The organism is Paenibacillus polymyxa M1, assembly GCF_000237325.1.
Taxonomy (GTDB): Bacteria; Bacillota; Bacilli; order Paenibacillales; family Paenibacillaceae; genus Paenibacillus; species Paenibacillus polymyxa_C.
The window spans coordinates 1061092-1080159 of the sequence record NC_017542.1 but is presented as its reverse complement, the minus strand read 5'-3'; the positions used below and the strand labels follow the sequence as shown (position 1 = coordinate 1080159).

13 protein-coding genes are annotated in these 19068 nt (G+C 45.8%); 1 reads left to right on the top strand and 12 read right to left on the bottom strand.

What is annotated here, in order from left to right; translation table 11 throughout:
• Positions 1 to 26: 26 nt before the first annotated feature.
• Positions 27 to 1379, bottom strand: coding sequence for an MATE family efflux transporter (locus PPM_RS04795; protein WP_013369596.1), 1353 nt, complete (start codon positions 1377 to 1379; stop codon positions 27 to 29).
• Between the two features lie 135 nt (positions 1380 to 1514).
• On the opposite strand from PPM_RS04795, the gene PPM_RS04790 reads away from it, so the two are divergent.
• The gene (locus PPM_RS04790) at positions 1515 to 2195 is read left to right on the top strand and encodes a TetR/AcrR family transcriptional regulator C-terminal domain-containing protein (protein ID WP_013369595.1); all 681 of its coding nucleotides are present in this window, start codon (positions 1515 to 1517) and stop codon (positions 2193 to 2195) included.
• 243 nt (positions 2196 to 2438) lie between these two features.
• On the opposite strand, the gene PPM_RS04785 is transcribed toward PPM_RS04790, so the two are convergent.
• From PPM_RS04785 to PPM_RS04735, 11 genes are all read right to left on the bottom strand, one after another.
• On the bottom strand, positions 2439 to 2927 hold the full coding sequence (locus PPM_RS04785) for a hypothetical protein (RefSeq protein ID WP_013369594.1): 489 nt from the start codon (positions 2925 to 2927) through the stop codon (positions 2439 to 2441).
• A 101-nt stretch (positions 2928 to 3028) separates the two neighbouring features.
• On the bottom strand, positions 3029 to 3535 hold the full coding sequence (locus tag PPM_RS04780; protein ID WP_043885881.1) for an S-layer homology domain-containing protein: 507 nt from the start codon (positions 3533 to 3535) through the stop codon (positions 3029 to 3031).
• A gap of 306 nt (positions 3536 to 3841) precedes the next feature.
• Entirely contained in the window at positions 3842 to 5359 is a 1518-nt protein-coding gene (locus tag PPM_RS04775; RefSeq protein ID WP_013369592.1) for a glycoside hydrolase family 30 protein, read from the bottom strand.
• 177 nt (positions 5360 to 5536) lie between these two features.
• Entirely contained in the window at positions 5537 to 8266 is a 2730-nt protein-coding gene (locus tag PPM_RS04770) for a beta-glucosidase (RefSeq protein ID WP_013369591.1), read from the bottom strand.
• A gap of 495 nt (positions 8267 to 8761) precedes the next feature.
• On the bottom strand, positions 8762 to 9745 hold the full coding sequence (locus PPM_RS04765; RefSeq protein ID WP_013369590.1) for a Gfo/Idh/MocA family protein: 984 nt from the start codon (positions 9743 to 9745) through the stop codon (positions 8762 to 8764).
• A gap of 194 nt (positions 9746 to 9939) precedes the next feature.
• Complete coding sequence (locus tag PPM_RS04760; protein WP_013369589.1) at positions 9940 to 10434, bottom strand: GNAT family N-acetyltransferase; 495 nt, start codon at positions 10432 to 10434, stop codon at positions 9940 to 9942.
• Positions 10435 to 10669: 235 nt separating this feature from the next.
• Positions 10670 to 15637, bottom strand: coding sequence for a DUF4132 domain-containing protein (locus PPM_RS04755; RefSeq protein ID WP_013369588.1), 4968 nt, complete (start codon positions 15635 to 15637; stop codon positions 10670 to 10672).
• Positions 15638 to 15652: 15 nt separating this feature from the next.
• Positions 15653 to 16072 (bottom strand): hypothetical protein, encoded by a 420-nt coding sequence (locus PPM_RS04750; RefSeq protein ID WP_013369587.1) that lies wholly within the window; start codon positions 16070 to 16072, stop codon positions 15653 to 15655.
• Between the two features lie 342 nt (positions 16073 to 16414).
• Complete coding sequence (locus PPM_RS04745; RefSeq protein ID WP_013369586.1) at positions 16415 to 17272, bottom strand: MetQ/NlpA family ABC transporter substrate-binding protein; 858 nt, start codon at positions 17270 to 17272, stop codon at positions 16415 to 16417.
• Positions 17273 to 17560: 288 nt separating this feature from the next.
• A complete protein-coding gene (locus tag PPM_RS04740; protein ID WP_013369584.1) occupies positions 17561 to 18232 on the bottom strand; it encodes a methionine ABC transporter permease in 672 nt (223 codons plus the stop codon).
• The gene (locus PPM_RS04735; RefSeq protein ID WP_013369583.1) at positions 18225 to 18950 is read right to left on the bottom strand and encodes a methionine ABC transporter ATP-binding protein; all 726 of its coding nucleotides are present in this window, start codon (positions 18948 to 18950) and stop codon (positions 18225 to 18227) included. Before PPM_RS04735 ends, PPM_RS04740 begins: the two co-directional genes overlap by 8 nt.
• Positions 18951 to 19068 lie beyond the last annotated feature (118 nt).

The window sequence follows — 19068 nt, the reverse complement described above, 5'->3', positions numbered from 1 at the left end:
CATAGTAATTTGAAATGTAAGCACTTCTACTGTACTAAATTATCCAACTCCGGCTGCAATCTGTTCCGCAGAACATACAGCATGATAGCTCCAACAAGGAACGCGACGGCATCCGCAATGACGAGTGACCAGACCACTCCGTGGAAGCCGCTTATACGATTGGCGATATATAGCACAGGAATCAGAGTAATTCCCTGGATGACGGACATAATAAACGCAGCGGTTCCCTGCGCTGTAGCTTGGAATATCCCCGTAAACAACGTGGTCATTCCCGTAATGAACAAAGATAAGAACGTCACATGCAGAATGTAGCTGCCCATTACAATTAATTGCGGGTCATTCGTAAATAAACCAATTAAGTGATCGGAAATCAGATAGACGATGATGCCGAACACGACTGCTAAGGCCAAAATCGCTTTGATTGTAAATCCAATGGTTTGTTTCATTCGTAATTTATTCGCTGTAAAAGTGAAGGCAACCAACGGTACAACACCCTCGCATAAGCCCATCAGAATAAACTCAGGAAATTGTAATAAACGCGAGGAAATTCCGTAAGCCGCTATGGCCTGATCCCCATATTCGACAAGAAAATGGTTAAAGACGAGTGACATCGCACCCATGAAGAGACTCATAATAAATACGGGGACTCCGATTTTGAATACATTACTCAGAATATCCTTGGTAGCCTTGAACCATTTTATAGAGATGGTTAAGAATTGACTCTTATATCCCATATGGAAGGCGTAGAATACACTCGCAACCAAATTAGAAATAACCGTAGCTGACGCAACGCCGATCACACCCCAATGGAAAACGAAGATGACCAGCGCATCGAGCATAATATTCACGACAACACTGAGAATCATGCCGACCATCGACGTAATTGCTGCACCCTCTGAGCGCACGATATTCTCCAGCGTGAAGAATAATACGACGAATGGCGAACCTATAAGCATAATCGTCACATAGTCCTTCGTGAAGCCGAAGGAGTCAGGTGTTGCCCCCAGGCCATGAACGACTGAATCGATCAACGGAAGGCCAAAGGCCATCAAGATAAGACCTAGTGCTAAACTGCTGTAAAAGGCGAATGAAGACACATTCTTTACATCATCATACTTTTTCTCTCCCAGCAAACGAGAGATAAATGCACCGCTGCCGATGCCAATCAAGTTTCCTATCGCCATAATGGCCGCGAATAACGGTAAGGTTAGTGCGAGTGCGGTTAACATAGCGGTATTGTGGAGAGTGCCTAAGAAATAGGCATTCAAGATGGAATAGATGACACTCATTGACGTACCTAGCATCATCGGTACAGCGAAGTGAGCTACGGCTTTAGCGATCGGTGCTTTTTCAAAATAATGGAGGTTTTCTGCATCCATGCGGATCACTGCTTTCTTCATTTATTTGATCTAATCTAACACCGTTAGATTGAACCTTACAGTGTTAGATGCTATCATGAATTTATAAATCTGTAAAGAACAAACTTACACTGTTAGATTAAAGGGCGGATATTAATGAAAAAGCAGCAACCTCAGATTTCAGAAGATAAGATTTTAGAAGCGTCGTGGGAGCTTTTAGGGGAGGATGGTATCGAGAAATTCAGTTTGAGACGATTGGCCGATCGGCTGGGGATTCAGGCTCCTTCTCTGTATTGGTACTTCAAAAGCAAGCAGAATCTCTACCAGCGTCTAGCCAACCAGGTATCGAGATTGATTCTAGAGGAATTCCACTCCGAAGGAGATTGGAAGGAGCAGCTGAAGGAGCTAGCGATAACGGTACGGAGTGTGCTCATCCGGTATCCCTGCTCCACTCAGCTCATGATGTTGACGCTCCCCCACGAACCGGACATCATACGGTTCACCAACCGTATGCTACTTTGCGTGGAATCAACGCCGCTTGAGGAAGAGCAGAAAATGCAAGTGGTTACCACGCTTGTGAACTATGTCTTCTACTTTGTTATGGACGACTATCAGCATCAGCGCAATGTCTCTGCTATCCTTAAGGACCAGGAAACGCCTCCGGGTGAGGAGTTGATTCGCCTTCTGGACTCCATGAGCGATACGGATGTGGGACTGTTCCGGAGGACGTTCACGAATGGGATGTTCAAACTGATGGGGACCGACAGGGCGTTTGAGTTCGGCTTGAAGGTAATTCTGTTGGGAATTGAACAGGTGATTAAGGAGCAGCAGAAGTAGAGTGTAAAAAAATGTTCATTCGGTTATCGCATTCTCCCGGCACTGATTCGGCTTATAGCAATCACTCCTAGACATAGCTTGCTCCCAGGGGGCAAGAAATCATTATAGGAGAGTGCTCTCCAGTATCATTACCTTTTGATTGATACACAAAAAGGTGTAACCCTCCGCTGTTGATGGGTTACACCTTTATAAGAATTCATGACCTGTCTTTAAGAGTGAGAGGTCTCAGACCAATATACACAACTAAGGTGTATGCCTGCCAACATATTGATAAGTACCTTTCGGGTAAGCAATCCACTCATTCTGCTGATTAAAAACGGGCGAGCCGCATGTTATACCTTGTTTACGAACAAATGTCCCGCCTTGAGGAAACAATTGATCCTGCGAATGAGGCTCTCCAAGCACATCTACCACAGTTCCATGATATTTTAGTACATATGCGACCGTATTAAATTCACTTGGGTTATAGAAATGACCCTCTTGATTAAAATAGGAAACATTTGTAACATCCATAAAATCGTAAAAGATGCTGTTTATGATCAGATACGGTATTAATGGATTAACCGGATATAGCGCTATGCTGGACACGTTCATGCGGTTCGTATTTTTCATGAATTGGTGAACCTCCAGCTCATATCCTTCTATTTTATGAGAGAGGTCACATTCTCGGTTGTAAAACAATTGCAGCACGATGCGACCGTCTCCACCATCGACATATTGTGAAAAGAACAAAAGAAATGCCTCCTGTGGTTCCTGATAAACCTGGAATATAGTCGCTCTGCCAGGCGGTACCACTAAATACAACGTGAATGTCCAACTTTTTAACATCTTAATTACGTCAAAGTTGAGCTATAAGTAGAGCCAGTGACTGTATAGGTGAAAAACACGCTCGCTCTACCACCTTTTCCATCCTCTGCTGTCACAAACACCTGTGTGCTTCCTGCTGATTTGGGCTTTAACGTAAGCTGTTGACTTGCTACTTCTGCTTCTACTACGTATACATCTGAAGTGATCACATGATACGATAGCTCATCCTGATCAGCACTAAAAAATACATTTTTTAAATCCACTAGTGTATCTCCAGAACCTACAATGCCATATTGATCGGGAGGAACTGTGGCTGTGACAGGTACATGGTTAGGTGTGGGTGTGGACGTTGGTGTTGGATTCATTGTAGAACTGCCACCGCCGCAATGCGTCAGTGGTTCATCTGGGCGAAATGAGCCATCCGGATAATCAGTGATCCCCCCTTGCTTCACAACCTCCTGTACTGCCTGTAACGCCTCAGATGACATATTGTTGGATTGATCGGTAAAAGATACTGTATTCGCTTTAGTCACAATTGCTGATGTGTCCCCTTTCTTTTCCACATGAACAAAGCTGTGGTCCCCATGCTATACCTGCCAGCAAGGTCTCGATTAGCGCTTTCTACCATTCTTTATTTGTTCTTAATTCACCAGTTTCTCCCCGTACATGGTTCATTCTTTTGTTAGTGAAAAGATTTTATCATCCACTTCTGAACCGATTCTGAACAATCTTAAAATTTTATTTATTCGTAGTTGGAACTTGGTAGAGAAAAAAAGAGCACTTAACCAGATAGGGCTAAGCACTCTAAAATTTTTATAAACATGGATGTACAGACCCTCTCAGGAAGTTGTAGGCTTCCATTGAAAGGTAGCTGCTGACTTAGATGGAAGGGTTGATTTGAAAACTTGATTCCCCTGCCGAACCTTAAATGTCTTTGTGTTCTCTCCCGTATTGGCGGCAATCAGGATCAGCGTACCATCGGGGTTACGATAAGCGACCGTTTCAATACTTCCACTATAATGAGAAGAATTAATACGTACCGCACCAGGACGGACAAATTTGCTGGCATGTCCAATCGCATAATATTCTACATTTTTCGTAACGGCACCGCTTAACGGGTCGATGGTCACTACACCTCTACAGTTGGTACATCCACCATTGGTCGGACCGCCGGACGGGTCAAGTGCAATATTCCAAAAGAGGACATTTTGCGACCAGTTTCGGGGTGCGCCAATAATCAGCTTGGACATATCCCAGCTTAAATCATCTCCAAAGCCCGGACTCCATGCTCCTCCGCTGCATTCTGTCATATAAACAGGCTTATCCGGAAAAGCATTGTGCACGTCTGACATCGCTGTCGGCTCTCCTTTGTAGCAATGAAAGGCCGTTCCGTGCGTATAGCTTCGAGCCTGTTCGTCTCCCAGTACGGTCTTGGCATATTCACTCCCAGTATCCCAGTTATGGTCAAAGGCAATAATATGGGTAGACAAATCGTTTCGACTTAAAGCAGGGCCTAAATATTGCTTAATAAATTTCGCCTGCTCTACTGCTCCCATACTCATGCTGGGATACTTGGACGTGGTGAATTCCGGCTCATTTTGAATGGAAATCGCCTGAATGGGAATCCCCTCATTCGCATAGGCCTGTATATAACGAACAAAATAGTCAGCATACGCCTGATAGACACGCGGATCGGTATAGTCCAAATACCAACCGTTATATATCTGCTCACCATATTTCATCCAGGGCGGGGCCGTCCATGGAGTCCCCATAATCCATAAATCCTGGTTTCTTCTCAGAATTTGCTTCAGCACATCGATCACATCCCGATCCTTGGCAATGGAAAAATGATTTAGCTCATAGTCCTTGCCTGTTGCCACATCATCGTAGGTATAGTTGCTAGGCTGTCCCTGTTCGTCCACTGAATAATCTGATGCTCCAATGGTATGGCGAATATAGCTTAATTGAATACCGCCGGCTGTAAACAAGTCATTGAGCAACTGATCACGCTGATTGGCAGACATGCCATGATTCATCAGATATGCGGACGAACCGGAAACTGCTGCGCCAAACCCTTCCATCGTCTGGTAACGAATATCTGGTCTAATCTCAACCGTCAGTGTATCCGCATTCGCTGCAACTTCGTTACTGTTGTCTTTTCTCCATGGGATTGGGGCTTGCTGTGTCAGACGATTCGCCGGGTCTGGTGTGGTTAGCCACATACTGACATTCCTTTCGCCTGCCGTGTTCACACCATTCTGCATAGCTAGACTGATCAGAATAGCACCAATCAAGATGATAGCTGCAACTATAAGCAGGAAGAAGTCAGAACGTCGTTGTTTTGGGAGTTTCTTCATCTAAGGTCCTCCTCTCTCCATAATCAGACTGTCCCCTATATTTCCTTCTATTTCAGCTTTCACTTGGGTCTCCCTTTGCATACCTACTGAATGTTACATATCTATAGCAAAAAGAGAGCCGGTGCTAGTGCCCGTGCTCTCTTGAAATTTAACCACTTTAAAAGGAATATAACGGGATTACTTTTTTGCCTTTTCTGTAGAGGTTGCCGGAATCGTAACACTTCCTGTCAGTCTTGTATCCTGAGAGGAGCTGCCTACATAAATCGGAACTTCACCAGATGGCATAACCCATGCTTTGGATTTTTCATCCCAATAAGAGAGAGCTTTCGGGTCGAGCTCAATGCGAACCTTCTTCTCTTGGCCCGGCTTTAACTCTACCTTGGCCCAACCTGCCAATTGACGTGATGGGGTCTCTACATTGGTCGGAAGCTTACCGCTGTATACCTGCACAACCTCAGCTCCGGCTGTTTTGCCAGTGTTTTTTAATTTAAGCGAAATCTCGACAGAACTTGTACGATCGGATTTCTTTCCACTCGCATGCTGTTTTACCTTCAAATCACTGTACCCGAAAGTTGTATAGGATAAACCGTGTCCAAAGGAAAATGCAGGTTGAATACCCGATTTCTCATATCCACGGTAGCCTACAAAAATACCGTCTGAATAGTCACCGACTCCATTGACACCCGGAAATTTCTCCGGTGAGGATACAGGTGTAGACTGCTCGTTAACCGGGAAGGTTACTGGCAGCTTGCCAGAAGGATTCACATCCCCAAACAAGACGCGCGCTATGGCATTCCCTTGCTCTTGTCCAGCAAACCATGCCTGTACGATCGCTGGAACTTTGTCCTGCCAGGTGTCCATTTGCACAGCTCTGCCGCTCATTTGTACCACAATGGTTTTCGGGTTGGCAGCGGCAACCGCACGGATCAGCCGATCCTGATTATTCGGCAGCTCCATATCGGAACGCTCCACATAGCCTTCACTCTCATAAGTACGTGTGACCACAATCGCAACATCCGATTTTTTAGCCAGCTTTACAGCATTGTCAATCAGCTTGTCTGTCATATCTGCCGGAGGCTCCCAGCCCAGACGAACCATACCACCAGAATCGCGACCATTCGTTGGATAATCGGCACGATATTCAATTCGTATCTTATGCTTTTCCCCCGCTTTGAGCGAGATGTTTTTCTTCGTTGTTCCCAGCTTCGTACCTTGATTATCTACAAATAGCTTGTCATCAAGATACAGCTTGCTTGATCCCAAACTGGTTAATGACAATGCATAGTCACCATCCTTGGGAGCTGCAATGGCCCCTGTCCAGCGTGCAGATATCAAACCATTTAGTGTTGTTGGGGTATTAGGAACTTTAGGGGACTTCGCATTGAAGCCCTGATAATTATAAAAGCCAAGATTCATATTGACTTGATCATCATTGCGCACAAGAATCGGATTGCCTTCCATCTTGTTATTCGTCCAGTATTCGCCTCGCAGTCCCTGCTCAGCATCGCCATAAGTCGCATATCCAACACTGACATTCTCTTTCTGATCGGATGTGGTCAGCAACGAAGACGGAACAGCTGATGGACCTGGCATAATGTCTCCCGCAGAAATAGGGTCCGTGCCCGGTGCATACTTGACGGTAACCCCTTTGCCTACACGATTACGGATGCCTTCCAGCGGACTCACCGTGTACGTCGGGTTTACCAACGAACTGCCTCCGCCTGCCACGGTGCCGCTATCTGCATCTGGACCAATCACAGCAATGGATTTGAGTTTATCTTGAGATAACGGTAATACGTTGTTTTTATTCTGAAGCAGTACCATACTTTCCTCAGCCAATTGACGGGCTGTTTTACCATGGTCACGGGCATCAATTTGATTATTTTGAGCCGGGTGATCAAACAAACCTTTACTGAACATTTGCACCAGAATGCGCTTAGCCTTATCATCAATCGTTTGTTCACTTACCTTGCCATTCTTGACAGCATCCAGCAGCTGGTCTCCCCATTTATCATAAGGTGTTCCGGGTGTTTCCAGGTCCAAACCGCTATTTGCCGATTCGACTGTACTCAGATTTGCGCCATAATCACTCATCACGAAGCCTTTGAATTGCATTTCCTTTTTCAAAAGGTCTGTCAGGATGGTCTTGTTCTCACATGCCGATTCGCCGTTGACCTTGTTAAAGGAGCACATAGCTCCGCCCAAGTCTGCCTTGGCAATAGCCTCCTGAAACGGGCGTATGTAAATTTCATGTAGCGCACGGTCACTGACTTTGACATTTGTCGTGAAACGCTCCGTCTCCTGATTATTCATAAGGTAATGTTTCGCAGTCGCCAAGACAGGGTGGCTTTGCACACCTTTGACATAAGCGGTCGCCATTTGCGATTGCAGTAGCGGGTCCTCGCCCATAGATTCAAAGTTCCTTGATCCCCATGGAATACGGGCAATATCCATCCCCGGTCCAAGCACCACATTATGAGTCGTATTAAAAGCCTCGTCTCCAATCAAATCTCCATACTGTTTGGCAGCCTGGGTATCCCACGTTGCAGCCAATGCAATAGGGGCCGGCAACGCAGTTGATTGCTTGTCCTGCACATCCGGATTGGCGATCCGAACACCCGCAGGTCCATCTGCCATCTTTAACGCCGGAATACCCAACCGTTCCATCGAATTATTATAAAATCCATAATAATTGTTGACCTTACCAGTCACCAGATCTATTTTTTCTTCCAGCGTCATTTCTTGTAACAGCAATGCTGTCCGTTTCTCAGCCGACAGGGATGTGTTCATCCAAGGTCGATCTGTCCGGCTTCCTGCCGCTCCTGCAATATGCATAGGTCCGATCACAACAGCCGCAATGACTGTCATCATCACCATACGGAACAACCATGTTGATTTTACTTTCACGTTTGTAATTCCTCCTTGATGTTTGGTCATGAGGTGAATGCCTATTCAACGCTCACAGGCTTGCAAAGGCTCTCGACCCTGCGAGCTCCAACAAGAATCCAGAGCCACGGGGTAAGCAAGCAAGTCAGCAAAAGCCGCAATGGCTCAAGTGACACGTTTACCACCCTACCGCACATTTTCGGAAATTTCATTGAAAGTTTTTGGAAGAAGAATACTAGGACCTTCACTCTTTCTCATATAAAGAGAGCGCTAATAATTCAGTTAACTGATTATAAGATTACACTTTTGTAACTTTTTAATGACTGTTTTTTAACTATTTATAATCCTAAAAAATGATTCATATGTCCCACGCTTTGACATGCATCTATGATCTTTTTTAGCGTGCGACCAAAGCCTCTATTTTAGGGAATTGGAAATACTTATGTATAAAAAAGAAAGGATAATAAAAAAACAGAGACCTGAAAGGTCCCTGGAGGCAATGTGGATTCAATGTGATTATTCAAATGGATAACGGAGCCCCCACTGTGAACGAATTTGATCCATCAATTTCATAATTCCTAATGATTCATCCAAAGAAATAGTAGAACTTTCGAGCAAACCTTCGTTCAAACAGCGCCCGACTTCTTCTGCTTCAAAGGCATAGCCTGTAGAGGAGCGGTCATCTTGAAAGTTCTGTGCCTCTTCACCGTCCACAACTAATGTAGCCGATGTACTATTTAGGAATGACGGAATATGGATATAGCCCTTGGTTCCATGGATATAAGCCTCATTCGTCAGCCCGAGACGAACCGCCCCGTTAAGCATAGCCGTGCGTCCTTTTCCATAATCCAGCATGATCGAAAATGTTTCATCAACGCCCGTTTCCCCGATATGAGCAGTACTCCATACATGCTCTGGCTCAGGGCCAAACACCATCGAAGCAAAAGAAACGGGGTAAATTCCTGCATCTAATAATGCGCCTCCGCCCAGCTCGGGATTCAATAATCTTCCCTCTGGGTTCCAGTCTACACGAAAACCGAATTCCGCCTTCACCAACTTCACTTCACCAATACGTCCCTCATGTATCCACTTCCGCACTTGGCGAATCGGGGGCAAAAAACGCGTCCACATTGCTTCCATCAAAAATAGTTTATGATCACGCGCATAGCTGATTAGTTCCTCCAGCTCTTTGCTATTGACGGTGAAGGGCTTCTCACACAAGACGGCTTTGCCCGCTCGAAGAGCCGCTAGAACATTCTCTTTATGAAAAGGATGAGGGGTTCCAATGTAAATCGCATCGACTTCGGAATCTTGCACTAATTCCTCATAGCTACCGTATGCCTGTGCTATGTGATGTTTGGTTGCAAATTCGGTAGCGCTTTCAATATTGCGTGATCCAACGGCGTATCCTTCTCCATTCGTAACATGCTGCAAATCAGCAACAAACTGATCTGAGATCCATCCCGTACCGACAATTCCCCATTTTATCTTTTTGCTCATACTTGTATCCCTCCCAGTTGTATAGTTAACGTAGACTTACACGATCTTCTTCATTCTAGCAAACACCTGCCCTAAACAAAAGAAATTCCTGTTCGGCAACAGTTTGTGTTGCGGCTTCGCTGAAAGGCAGCAAGGCGAGCACGAAGTCAGTTTTGAGCAGGAATTTCCTTCAGGATCGTCTTGGTTCAGGCCATTTATTGAATGGTGTATTTGTAAAACTTTTTATCCACTTTCATAACTGGAAAGCCCATTGGCAATTCGTCCAGAGCTATACTAACAAATCCATTCTTCTCATAAAATCGATGAGCTGCTACGAATTGCGGTGTTGTTCCAAGATAGATTCCTTCGACTGACCGGTCCTTGGCCCATTCTATGGCATGCTGAAGTAATTGATTCGAAACATTAAAGGTTTTGCCTCTATAATTTCGTTTGACAAACATCTTTCTGAGTGCTGTCTTATGGCTTCCGATATCCAGCAAGGCAACCGTTCCTACTACGCTTCCTCCGCGAAGAGCCACCCAGAAGTTACCGTTGCCATGTTGATAGAAGTTTTCAATGTCAAGCAGATCAGGCTGATCTGCTTTAGTGATGGCGATATTATATTCTTTTTGTTGAATATGTAAAATTAAATCGACAACTTGCGATTGATACTCAGTTGCGTACTCTTTTAAAAGGATGCTATTTACCATCGCTGTATTCTCCTATTATCGTCAATTGTGATGTCGTAAGCTTCCCGCCAAAACACAGAGACAACCTTTTATGTATATCTCCTTATTCGTGCTCGATTCGTACCTTGTATTAAATAACTCAACCTCCGCAGCTAAACTGAGCTTCCACCTGTATAGTCGATTGAAACCCATGTCTAAGTGCGAACGTTGAGTTAATTATGATTTTCTCTATTTTCTCTATATTACAATATCTATCCTACGCTTGAAGCTGTGCAAGAATTTGCGGATCCTTGATCTTCTGATCCTCAGCCAGCAATGCTATTTTGGATAGAATCTCGGCTGTTCTTGGATCCTCATCCAGAAACGGTAGGAAGATGCGCCCACGATGCTGCGAATGCACCGGAATAATGTGCAGTGCTCCCTTCGCTTGCTTGTAGACCCCACCGCTTCCGAGGTGGACCGCATACTCGCCAAGATTCCCATCTATACGCGCATAATTCCCATCTAAGCGTACATTGCTAATTTTCAGCAGACGAAGAGATTCCTGTACAATGACCTTACGCATTTCAACGGTCGTCAGACTAGCCTCTGGATCAACGCCGCCTACATGAGCAACACTGACAACCAGATCCACGTCCCGCATAACTTCAGAGAAAAGAACAGGTGGAACCTCCTCCAAAGGCACGCTCTTATAGGTTGTCCGATCAAAGAACTGCACGGTCTCCAGTGTAGGAGCTTCAGTATCCGCTGGTGAGAACCAATCGGCCATGGCATACAGGTTCGCAATCAGATTCTCGGCATAGAACACCTTTTGGAGTCCGTCCTCATAGCTGACCGTCCAGTGGCGACCTTTTAGTAGAGATACCGTTTTATTCGGCTGTACCTGATGTCCCGCATACCGATGGGAAACTGTCGCGTTAGCACGTTCATCAGCATTTAGCAGATACAACTCACGGAACACCTGTTTAAATGGCTGGCGTATCTGACGGTCGAATAGGTCCTTCTGGAATTCACTCCAACGACCACTTTCGTACAAATGAAGTGGATGTGCGATAATCAGCTTATCTTCTTCTCCAATAGTATGCTGTTCAGCAGAAGGAGCAGTCAACGCTAACGTATCCCCGTTAAAATATCCAAGGTGATCGCCAGCCTTGAAAACCAGTGTCCCCACCAGCGGAGCAAGCACAGGATTGCCTAGCAGTCCTCTCAATTCCTTTACCATAAAGGTCGTACCAGACTCCATAGAGCGCTCCAATTCTTTGCGAGCTCTGCGATATTGGTCTACCAGATCTCCTTTAAGCTCTTTCAACGACGTAACATACTCATCCTTCTTGAAACGAGCCGGAATGGATTTCAGCGTCTTCCCTTTGCTGACAATTTCAATATCTGCTGCTCCTTCATCATCAATAACGAGTTGTATCGTTGTAGCCTCATCCAAGGCCTGGGGCTCAAAATAAGAGCGGAGATCATCCAGCTTGCGAGCTTCCATGTCCCAGACGAGACGGGTTACGTCATCATAACCTGCGTTACGTGCCAAATTCCCGAGCGCAATCCGTGAAACCAGTGCCTCACTAGCCTTACGCTGTGCCCCGAATTTTTTGCTTTGTTCCAGAAACTTCTGGATAAAATCATAACGTTCGCGGACATCTGATTCAGGCGGCTCGGCAAGTGGAATCAGACTATAGGTCAACAAATGGTCTTTGTTTCGCTTGTCTTCCACTGATTTTTCCATTTCACTCCGTTTCAGCTTACCCAGCGTTGCATCCGCAAACAACTGGGAGCGACGATGATTGGCTCCAGCCGAAATATACTTGGCACAATCGTACAGCAGATCAAATCGTTCCTCGCCCAGCGTCTCATAGGCCTCATGAAACCAGTGAATATCGAAGGCACCGTCATTAAAATCCTGCGGAGCTATCGGTGAATAATGAGCTACAATCGTTTCTTTCTCAGCCGAAAAGCCTTCATTGATATGCGCATGGAAGTACCATGCCGCACTGCGAAGTCCTTCCCATCCGAGATAACCTGCTACAATCTCAATCCACTGCGGGGCATACATTGCAGCCTCCAGCAGACGTTTATCTGTAATTTTAGTGTGTTTCAGCTTTTCCTTGAGCAATGCAGCATCCTCGCCATCACTTGGATAACATGCCTTGAGCAAGTGGCTGAACGATTCCTTTTTGGTGATACGATCACCGTAGCCGTACACATAACCACGCACGAACGTTTCCTTGTCGAGACCCTCCAGAATACGGATAAAATAATCCATGCCTTCAATCCGGCTCAGACCCATCACCTTTGGTGTGGCCTCGGTAGGCAAGTCGCCTCGAACCAATTCAACCTCCAGCAGTCGATCAATAACCGTACGACGTATCTCCAAAAATTCTGGTTTGCTGGAAATCCATGTATTACGGGCATTGGTTAAGGTGCTCATATGGCTTCTGCTATCACTACTGGCCAACAGCTCCCGATACACTTCACCTACACCGATCAGCCCTTTTTCATAGGCTTTGAAGTAATCCTCCAGATCCAGCGGAGAATAAAAACGATTTCCCATTCCTGGCCATTCTGCGTAGTTCACAAAGGTATGGAAAAAGCGCTTAAAGGACTCACTATCATGAATTCGTCCCTTCTCCAATGCCACCCACGGACTGGACAATAGATGAAACATTCCCATATCCTCTGCAGGTCTATCCTTAGGCATACTCTGCATCAGTGAATTTAAGGCAAGGTCGATTACGTCAAATGTCTCGGCTCCGGCTGTGTCCATAAAATAGGCATTAATTAATGTGCTTACCTGATCGGTATAGGTCAGCTCTGCCATCCACTTTTGAACCTCGTTAATCCGCTCTAAAGGATACATTTGCTCGGCGAAGTCTTTACGCCATCCTTCCAGCAGCTTGTGCTTGCTTTGTTCTGAATAGCCAAAGTTAAATGAGAAATATCGATAGTAACGATCCAACGTTCGGTCCATAGGCTCCAATCGATCATAAAAAACAAGCTCCAGCAATTCACGCGCTTCTATGCCGCTTTCCTGCAAATAACGGTCCCATTCCTCGTAAAGAGGATATAAAGACAGCCTGGAATCTACTTCTTCATCGACCTGAATCATCCGTAGAGGGCGAAGGTTCATCCCAATAAGCAATGTATCTTGGTAGCCTGAATAATACTTCGCAGTATATTCCACATCACGATGATGATGAACCAGTTCATCCAGTCCATTCAAGAACTGCTTGAGCTTTTCCAATGGGCTAACAAAAACATCGGCCATTCGGAAATCACCCAGATCAACTTTCTCTTCCAACCAAGCTTCCTTGACATTCGGATCGTACAGGCCAAAGCCGTTTGTCCCTGTATAAGCATCCTCCTGTCCCAACTTGGACAGCAGTTGCTCCTCTTTGGCGGTGGGTTGCTGAATGATATCCGCCAAAGACCGCAGGCTTTCATACTGCTCGGCACGATCAGGATCTGCATATATCTTCGTCAAAATTTCCAGGCCACCCAATCGTTGCAGTTCCGCCTTAGCACGAAGCAAGCGTTCCAAAGAGCCAGCTAGCGGCTCTTCCGATTGTGAAAGCAACACACCGATGACACTTTGTCGCAACGAGCCTGTCTTGAGCTTTAATAAGGCTTCCATTTGCTGCATTTCTGGTTCCGACAGCGTCAGCTTACGCGCCTTAGCCACAGCGAACTCACGGATACTCATACTTTTGTCAGACAAGCTGAAAAAAATAAAATTACGCTGTACCGCATCCTCAGGATTCTGCACAAAATGATTCAATATCTCGCCGCGCAGATTAGGGCTAATCTGATCCTTTAAGGCTATAATTTCCCCAATCCAGGAAGCGTCCATATCATAACCAGCGAGATACAGCATTTTTTGAATAGCTGCATCCGAGCGGTGATACAAATTCACATAATCCAGTACCTTGGAGGGTTCGGTAGACTCTCCCTTTTTCATATGTACAAACAGGTTATAAAGTCGTTCAAAATCCTTACGACGCTCCTCTTTGCTCTCCAACAAAGGAGTGCGCGCCACTTTAACGATTCGATCCGCGACCGTCCCGCCTTCTACCCATTCATAAAAATAATCAGTTGTATAGTTCGTGAGTATCCAATAGCGAAGCTCCGGATCCGTCTCATCCAGATATTCTCTAGCAATTCCGAGGCGCAGATCCTTGTTTTTAGTATTAGACAGTACATACTGTGCTACGATCTTCTGGTAAGCTGCTCCCTGCTCCATAAGTTGGCGAACCTGTCCATACAAGTCACGTTCCTCATGTACTGCTGTAGCCCACAAACTCATATACAGTTCATTAGCATTTGAGCTGGTCAGCCATTCCTGGCGCAATTCACTGCGAGTCAATGCATCATATGCCTGCTCGATCAGTTGGCGAACGACCCGCTGATTCGCGGATTCCAAGCCCATGCCCGTCCAGACTGCAAGCGCCCGCACCACCGAACTGTAACGAATGAAGCCTTGGTCGATGATCACCTTTAACAGATAAATGAGAGCCTCTGGAGTTCCTTCATCCATTTGCTCCACAATGCTTTGGCGCAATCCCTCCTGAAGCTTGGCCGCTGCCAGCAGCTCGCCAATCATGTGATAATTCTCTTCTTGATGGCTCAGCAGCATGCCTTTAATCATATTGCGAGTAAGTAGCGCCGCCTGATTATCCCCATAAATAATAGCTTTTAGCGCCTCAGACACCTGTGAATTGCCATTGTCTAGCTCGTAAGCAATCCAATCACCAATCGTCTCCTGAATTCGGTAATCCCTGCCTGGTTCATAGTCTTTTTTCGTTAAATAATCCATTATAGAGAATCCGATACAGTCCATTCGGATCAACTGCACCATTTTTTTATAAACCCGGGAAGTATGAGCGGTAATATCCGAAGTGCGAAACGGTCTGCGCTCATATCCGGTGCTGTATGGATATTCAGTCACATGTTCTGTTAGATGTGCGAACACATTGCCAGCTGTTTGTCCAATTAGAGCACGCAGTACCTCTGCCAGTGGCTTGAACAGCCGTTCCCCGCTTTCTGCTGCCCGTTCTTTCAATATTCGCTGACATTCGATAAATGGCTCCTCGACCTCTTGTATGTAATGAAGCTTACCCAGTTCCACAACATACTGAGCCAACTCCTGTTGCTGTCCACCCAGTTGCGCCGCGCGCTCTTTCAGTGTGGCGAAATATTCCTGCTCATTTTTCTCCTGATGCATATTTCGTCTCCTCCTCTACCATAGGCCTCCAGCCAACATTGTGAAGCGTATAAATACAATCTCATCCCCTGCATGAAGTGACAAAGGAGCATCCAGTTCAGTCGCTTCCTCATCACATACAAAAACTCTGTATAATCCATCTTCAAAGGCCTGCATCGCCGTGTTCACGGCTTCCTCAATATCAGGAACACCGTCATTATATATGGAACCAAATCCTACTTTGCCTATCTCGCCTTGTGCCTGAATTTCCTCTCCCGTGAGGAACGGAATCAGCGCGACACTCTCCTGCTTTTCCCGTAGTTTCTGAACATTCAGGGCAACGGTTGCAGTAATCAAATCCCGCAATGTTTCTGGAGTAGGGTTCAGCTCTATTTCCTGTCGTGCGAGTGCGGGCTTGCGCTTTCCCAAACTTTTTACAGTTACAAACAGCTCCATATCGTTTCCCTTCCTTGTTTATTCACACTTTTTACCCGTTGTCAGCTGAATTTCTCGACCTTCATACAAACATCATTAATAAAATGAAAGACGAATGTTTGTTCGTATAATTATTTTAATATGTTCCTTATCATTACTCTATCGCCCTTTATGACCAAAATTCTCAGCGTTGTAACACCCCAAATCTTAAAAAATAAGACTTTGTACCCTGTTTTCGATGAAATTTATCCATATTAAGGATAGAAAAGAAAAAGACCTGCACAAGGGAGACCATCTGCTTTTCACAGACTTCACTCCATTATACAGGTCAAATATCATCAAAAATAATGTTTCAATATTTATTTAAAATGCTGGAACAACGCTATCCTTGTAATTGTCCTCAAAAAATTTACGTACTTCCGGTCCGGTCATTCGTTTTGCCAGCTTTTGAATGGCATCAGAATCTGCATTATCCTTACGCGCTACCAAATTAATGGCAAAGTGCGTATCATCTTTTTCGGTAATCAGTGCGTCCTTCTTCGGTGTCAGACCGAGCGGCTTGGCATATGCGGGATACATGGCAGCCATGTCCACATCATCCAGCGACCGCGCCAGCATCAACAAATCCACTTCTCTAAACACAAACTTTTTCTTATTCTCAATAATATCAGCCTGTGTAGCATTATAGCCTACACCTTCTTTAAGCTTGATCAAACCGTTTTGCTCCATCATTACCAAAGAACGTCCCGTATTGGCCGGATCATTGGCAATGGCAATCGTCGCACCTTCGGGCAGGTCTTTAACGTTCTTGTATTTTTTGGAGTACGCGCCATAAATGGCGTTATAAATTGGTTTTACTGCTACCAAATCAGACTTGTTGCTTTCATTATATTGTTGCATAAACGGTGCATGCTGAAAGAAGTTAGCATCCACTTCGTGGCTTGCCAATGCGTTGTTCGGTTGGATATTGTCTGACAGCACGACGATTTCCAGATTGACTCCGTCCTGTTTAAGCAGTGGCTTCACGATATCCAGCACATCTGTCATCGGTGGGATTAGCGTGGCTACTTTCAAGGTTACTTCTTTTTGGGAAGCTGCTTCTTTAGTTGTTGTTTCTTGTGTAGCCTGCTTTTGACCACCGCATCCGGCAACCAGCAGCATAACGACTGCAAATAGTGTAAGTAATTTCAAGTTCGTTTTCATGTTGTTTTTCCGACTCATTCGATGTTGAACCTCCAAATTAGTTGTGATTGGGAAGGTGAAAAATGAGTTACAGTATAGCCGCTTCGCGTGCAGATTGCTCTTCCGATCGCTGTTGAAATGGGATTCTCTCATTTAAAAGTGATGATAGGTTAGAATCCCATTTCAAAGGCGAACGCTGACGCTTCTCCAGAGCAATTCTGCCCGCTCCGCTTTTGAGGCACTGTAAAGTCATTTCTCTTTCCCATAGTGAGTGGTGCAAGTGTAGTGAAATGATTGATTCGTAGCATCAAATTAATTCTCTACCATTTACCGCTTGTCGATCCGGCGGGATATGGTGCTTCCGGTGAACTGGATCGTTTGTACGAAAATAATCATAACGACGATGGTGAACGCCATCAAGCCTGTTTCGAACCGCTGGTAACCATAGCGAATGGCAAAATCGCCTACCCCGCCGCCGCCCACAATGCCCATCACCGTGGAGTAGGAGATGAAGCTTATGGTGGACGTGGTCAAACCCAGTACTAGCCCGGAACGGGCTTCCACGTATAGAAATTTAAAAATAAGCTGGAGGGTGGATGCTCCCATAGAAGTAGCGGCTTCAATCACACCCTTGGGCACCTCAAGCAATGACTGCTCCACCAGCCTCGAATAATAGGCGATGGCCACCACTGACAAGGGAACCGTAGCAGCCATCGTGCCCAGCGCCGTCCCTACGACCAGACGTGTAAATGGAATCATAAACACGACGAGCAGCAAAAACGGGAACGAGCGGATGACATTGACCACACTGTTCAGAATGGTGAAGAGCAGTCGGTTTTCATATTTTTGCCCTTTGCCGCACAAATACAAAATCGTTCCTGCCGGAAGCCCTAACAGTACAGCTGCTGCGATGGAAATCCCCACCATGATAAACGTCTCTCCGATGGCTTTCCATATCTCAGACTGATATTGCGCAATGATGCTTAGCATTTCATTCATCAGCTTCACCTGCTTTCGCTGTTGAACCTACCGCAGCGTCAGCTACACGTTGCGTTGAAAGCAGCTGTCCATCCCGCATTTCTGATACATGGGTACAAATGTTGCGTACCACGTCCATATCATGCGTGACGATTACAATGGTAACTCCCAGTTCACGGTTGATCTCCCGTAACACGCCTAGAATATCCGCAGTCGTCTGCGGATCAAGGGCTGAGGTCGGCTCATCACAAAGCAGCACCGCAGGTCGATTCGCCAGTGCTCTGGCAATCGCCACACGTTGCTTTTGGCCTCCGCTCAGTTGTGCCGGATACTGTTCTGCCTTATCCGCTAAACCGACGAATTGCAGGCATTCGCGCACGCGTTCTGCTCTCTCTTTTTTCGCGACACCTGCCAGTTCCAACGGCATTGCTACATTTCCACTTACCGTCCGATTGTGAACAAGATGATAATGCTGAAAAATCATCCCTATGGATCGCCGAGCTTCACGGAGACGTTTTTCCGGCATGCGAGTCAGATCTTCCCCGTTCACAACCACGTTTCCCTCATCCGGTCTTTCCAATACATTCATCAACCGTAGCAACGTAGATTTGCCGGCACCGCTGGCACCTATGATACCGTGAATTTCCCCCTCCTCCACTTGAAGGGACACGGATTGAACCGCATGAAATAGGCCGCTTGAGGTGGTATAATGCTTGTTTACCTGATGCAGCGTAATCATGTAACTTGGCCTCCTGATGATCCATTACTGCGGGAAAATGTAATAAGCCCGCCAGCCCAGGCGGGTCTGTACGAGCCGTCAATTCCCATTGCATTAATATACCACAGAGCAGAAATCG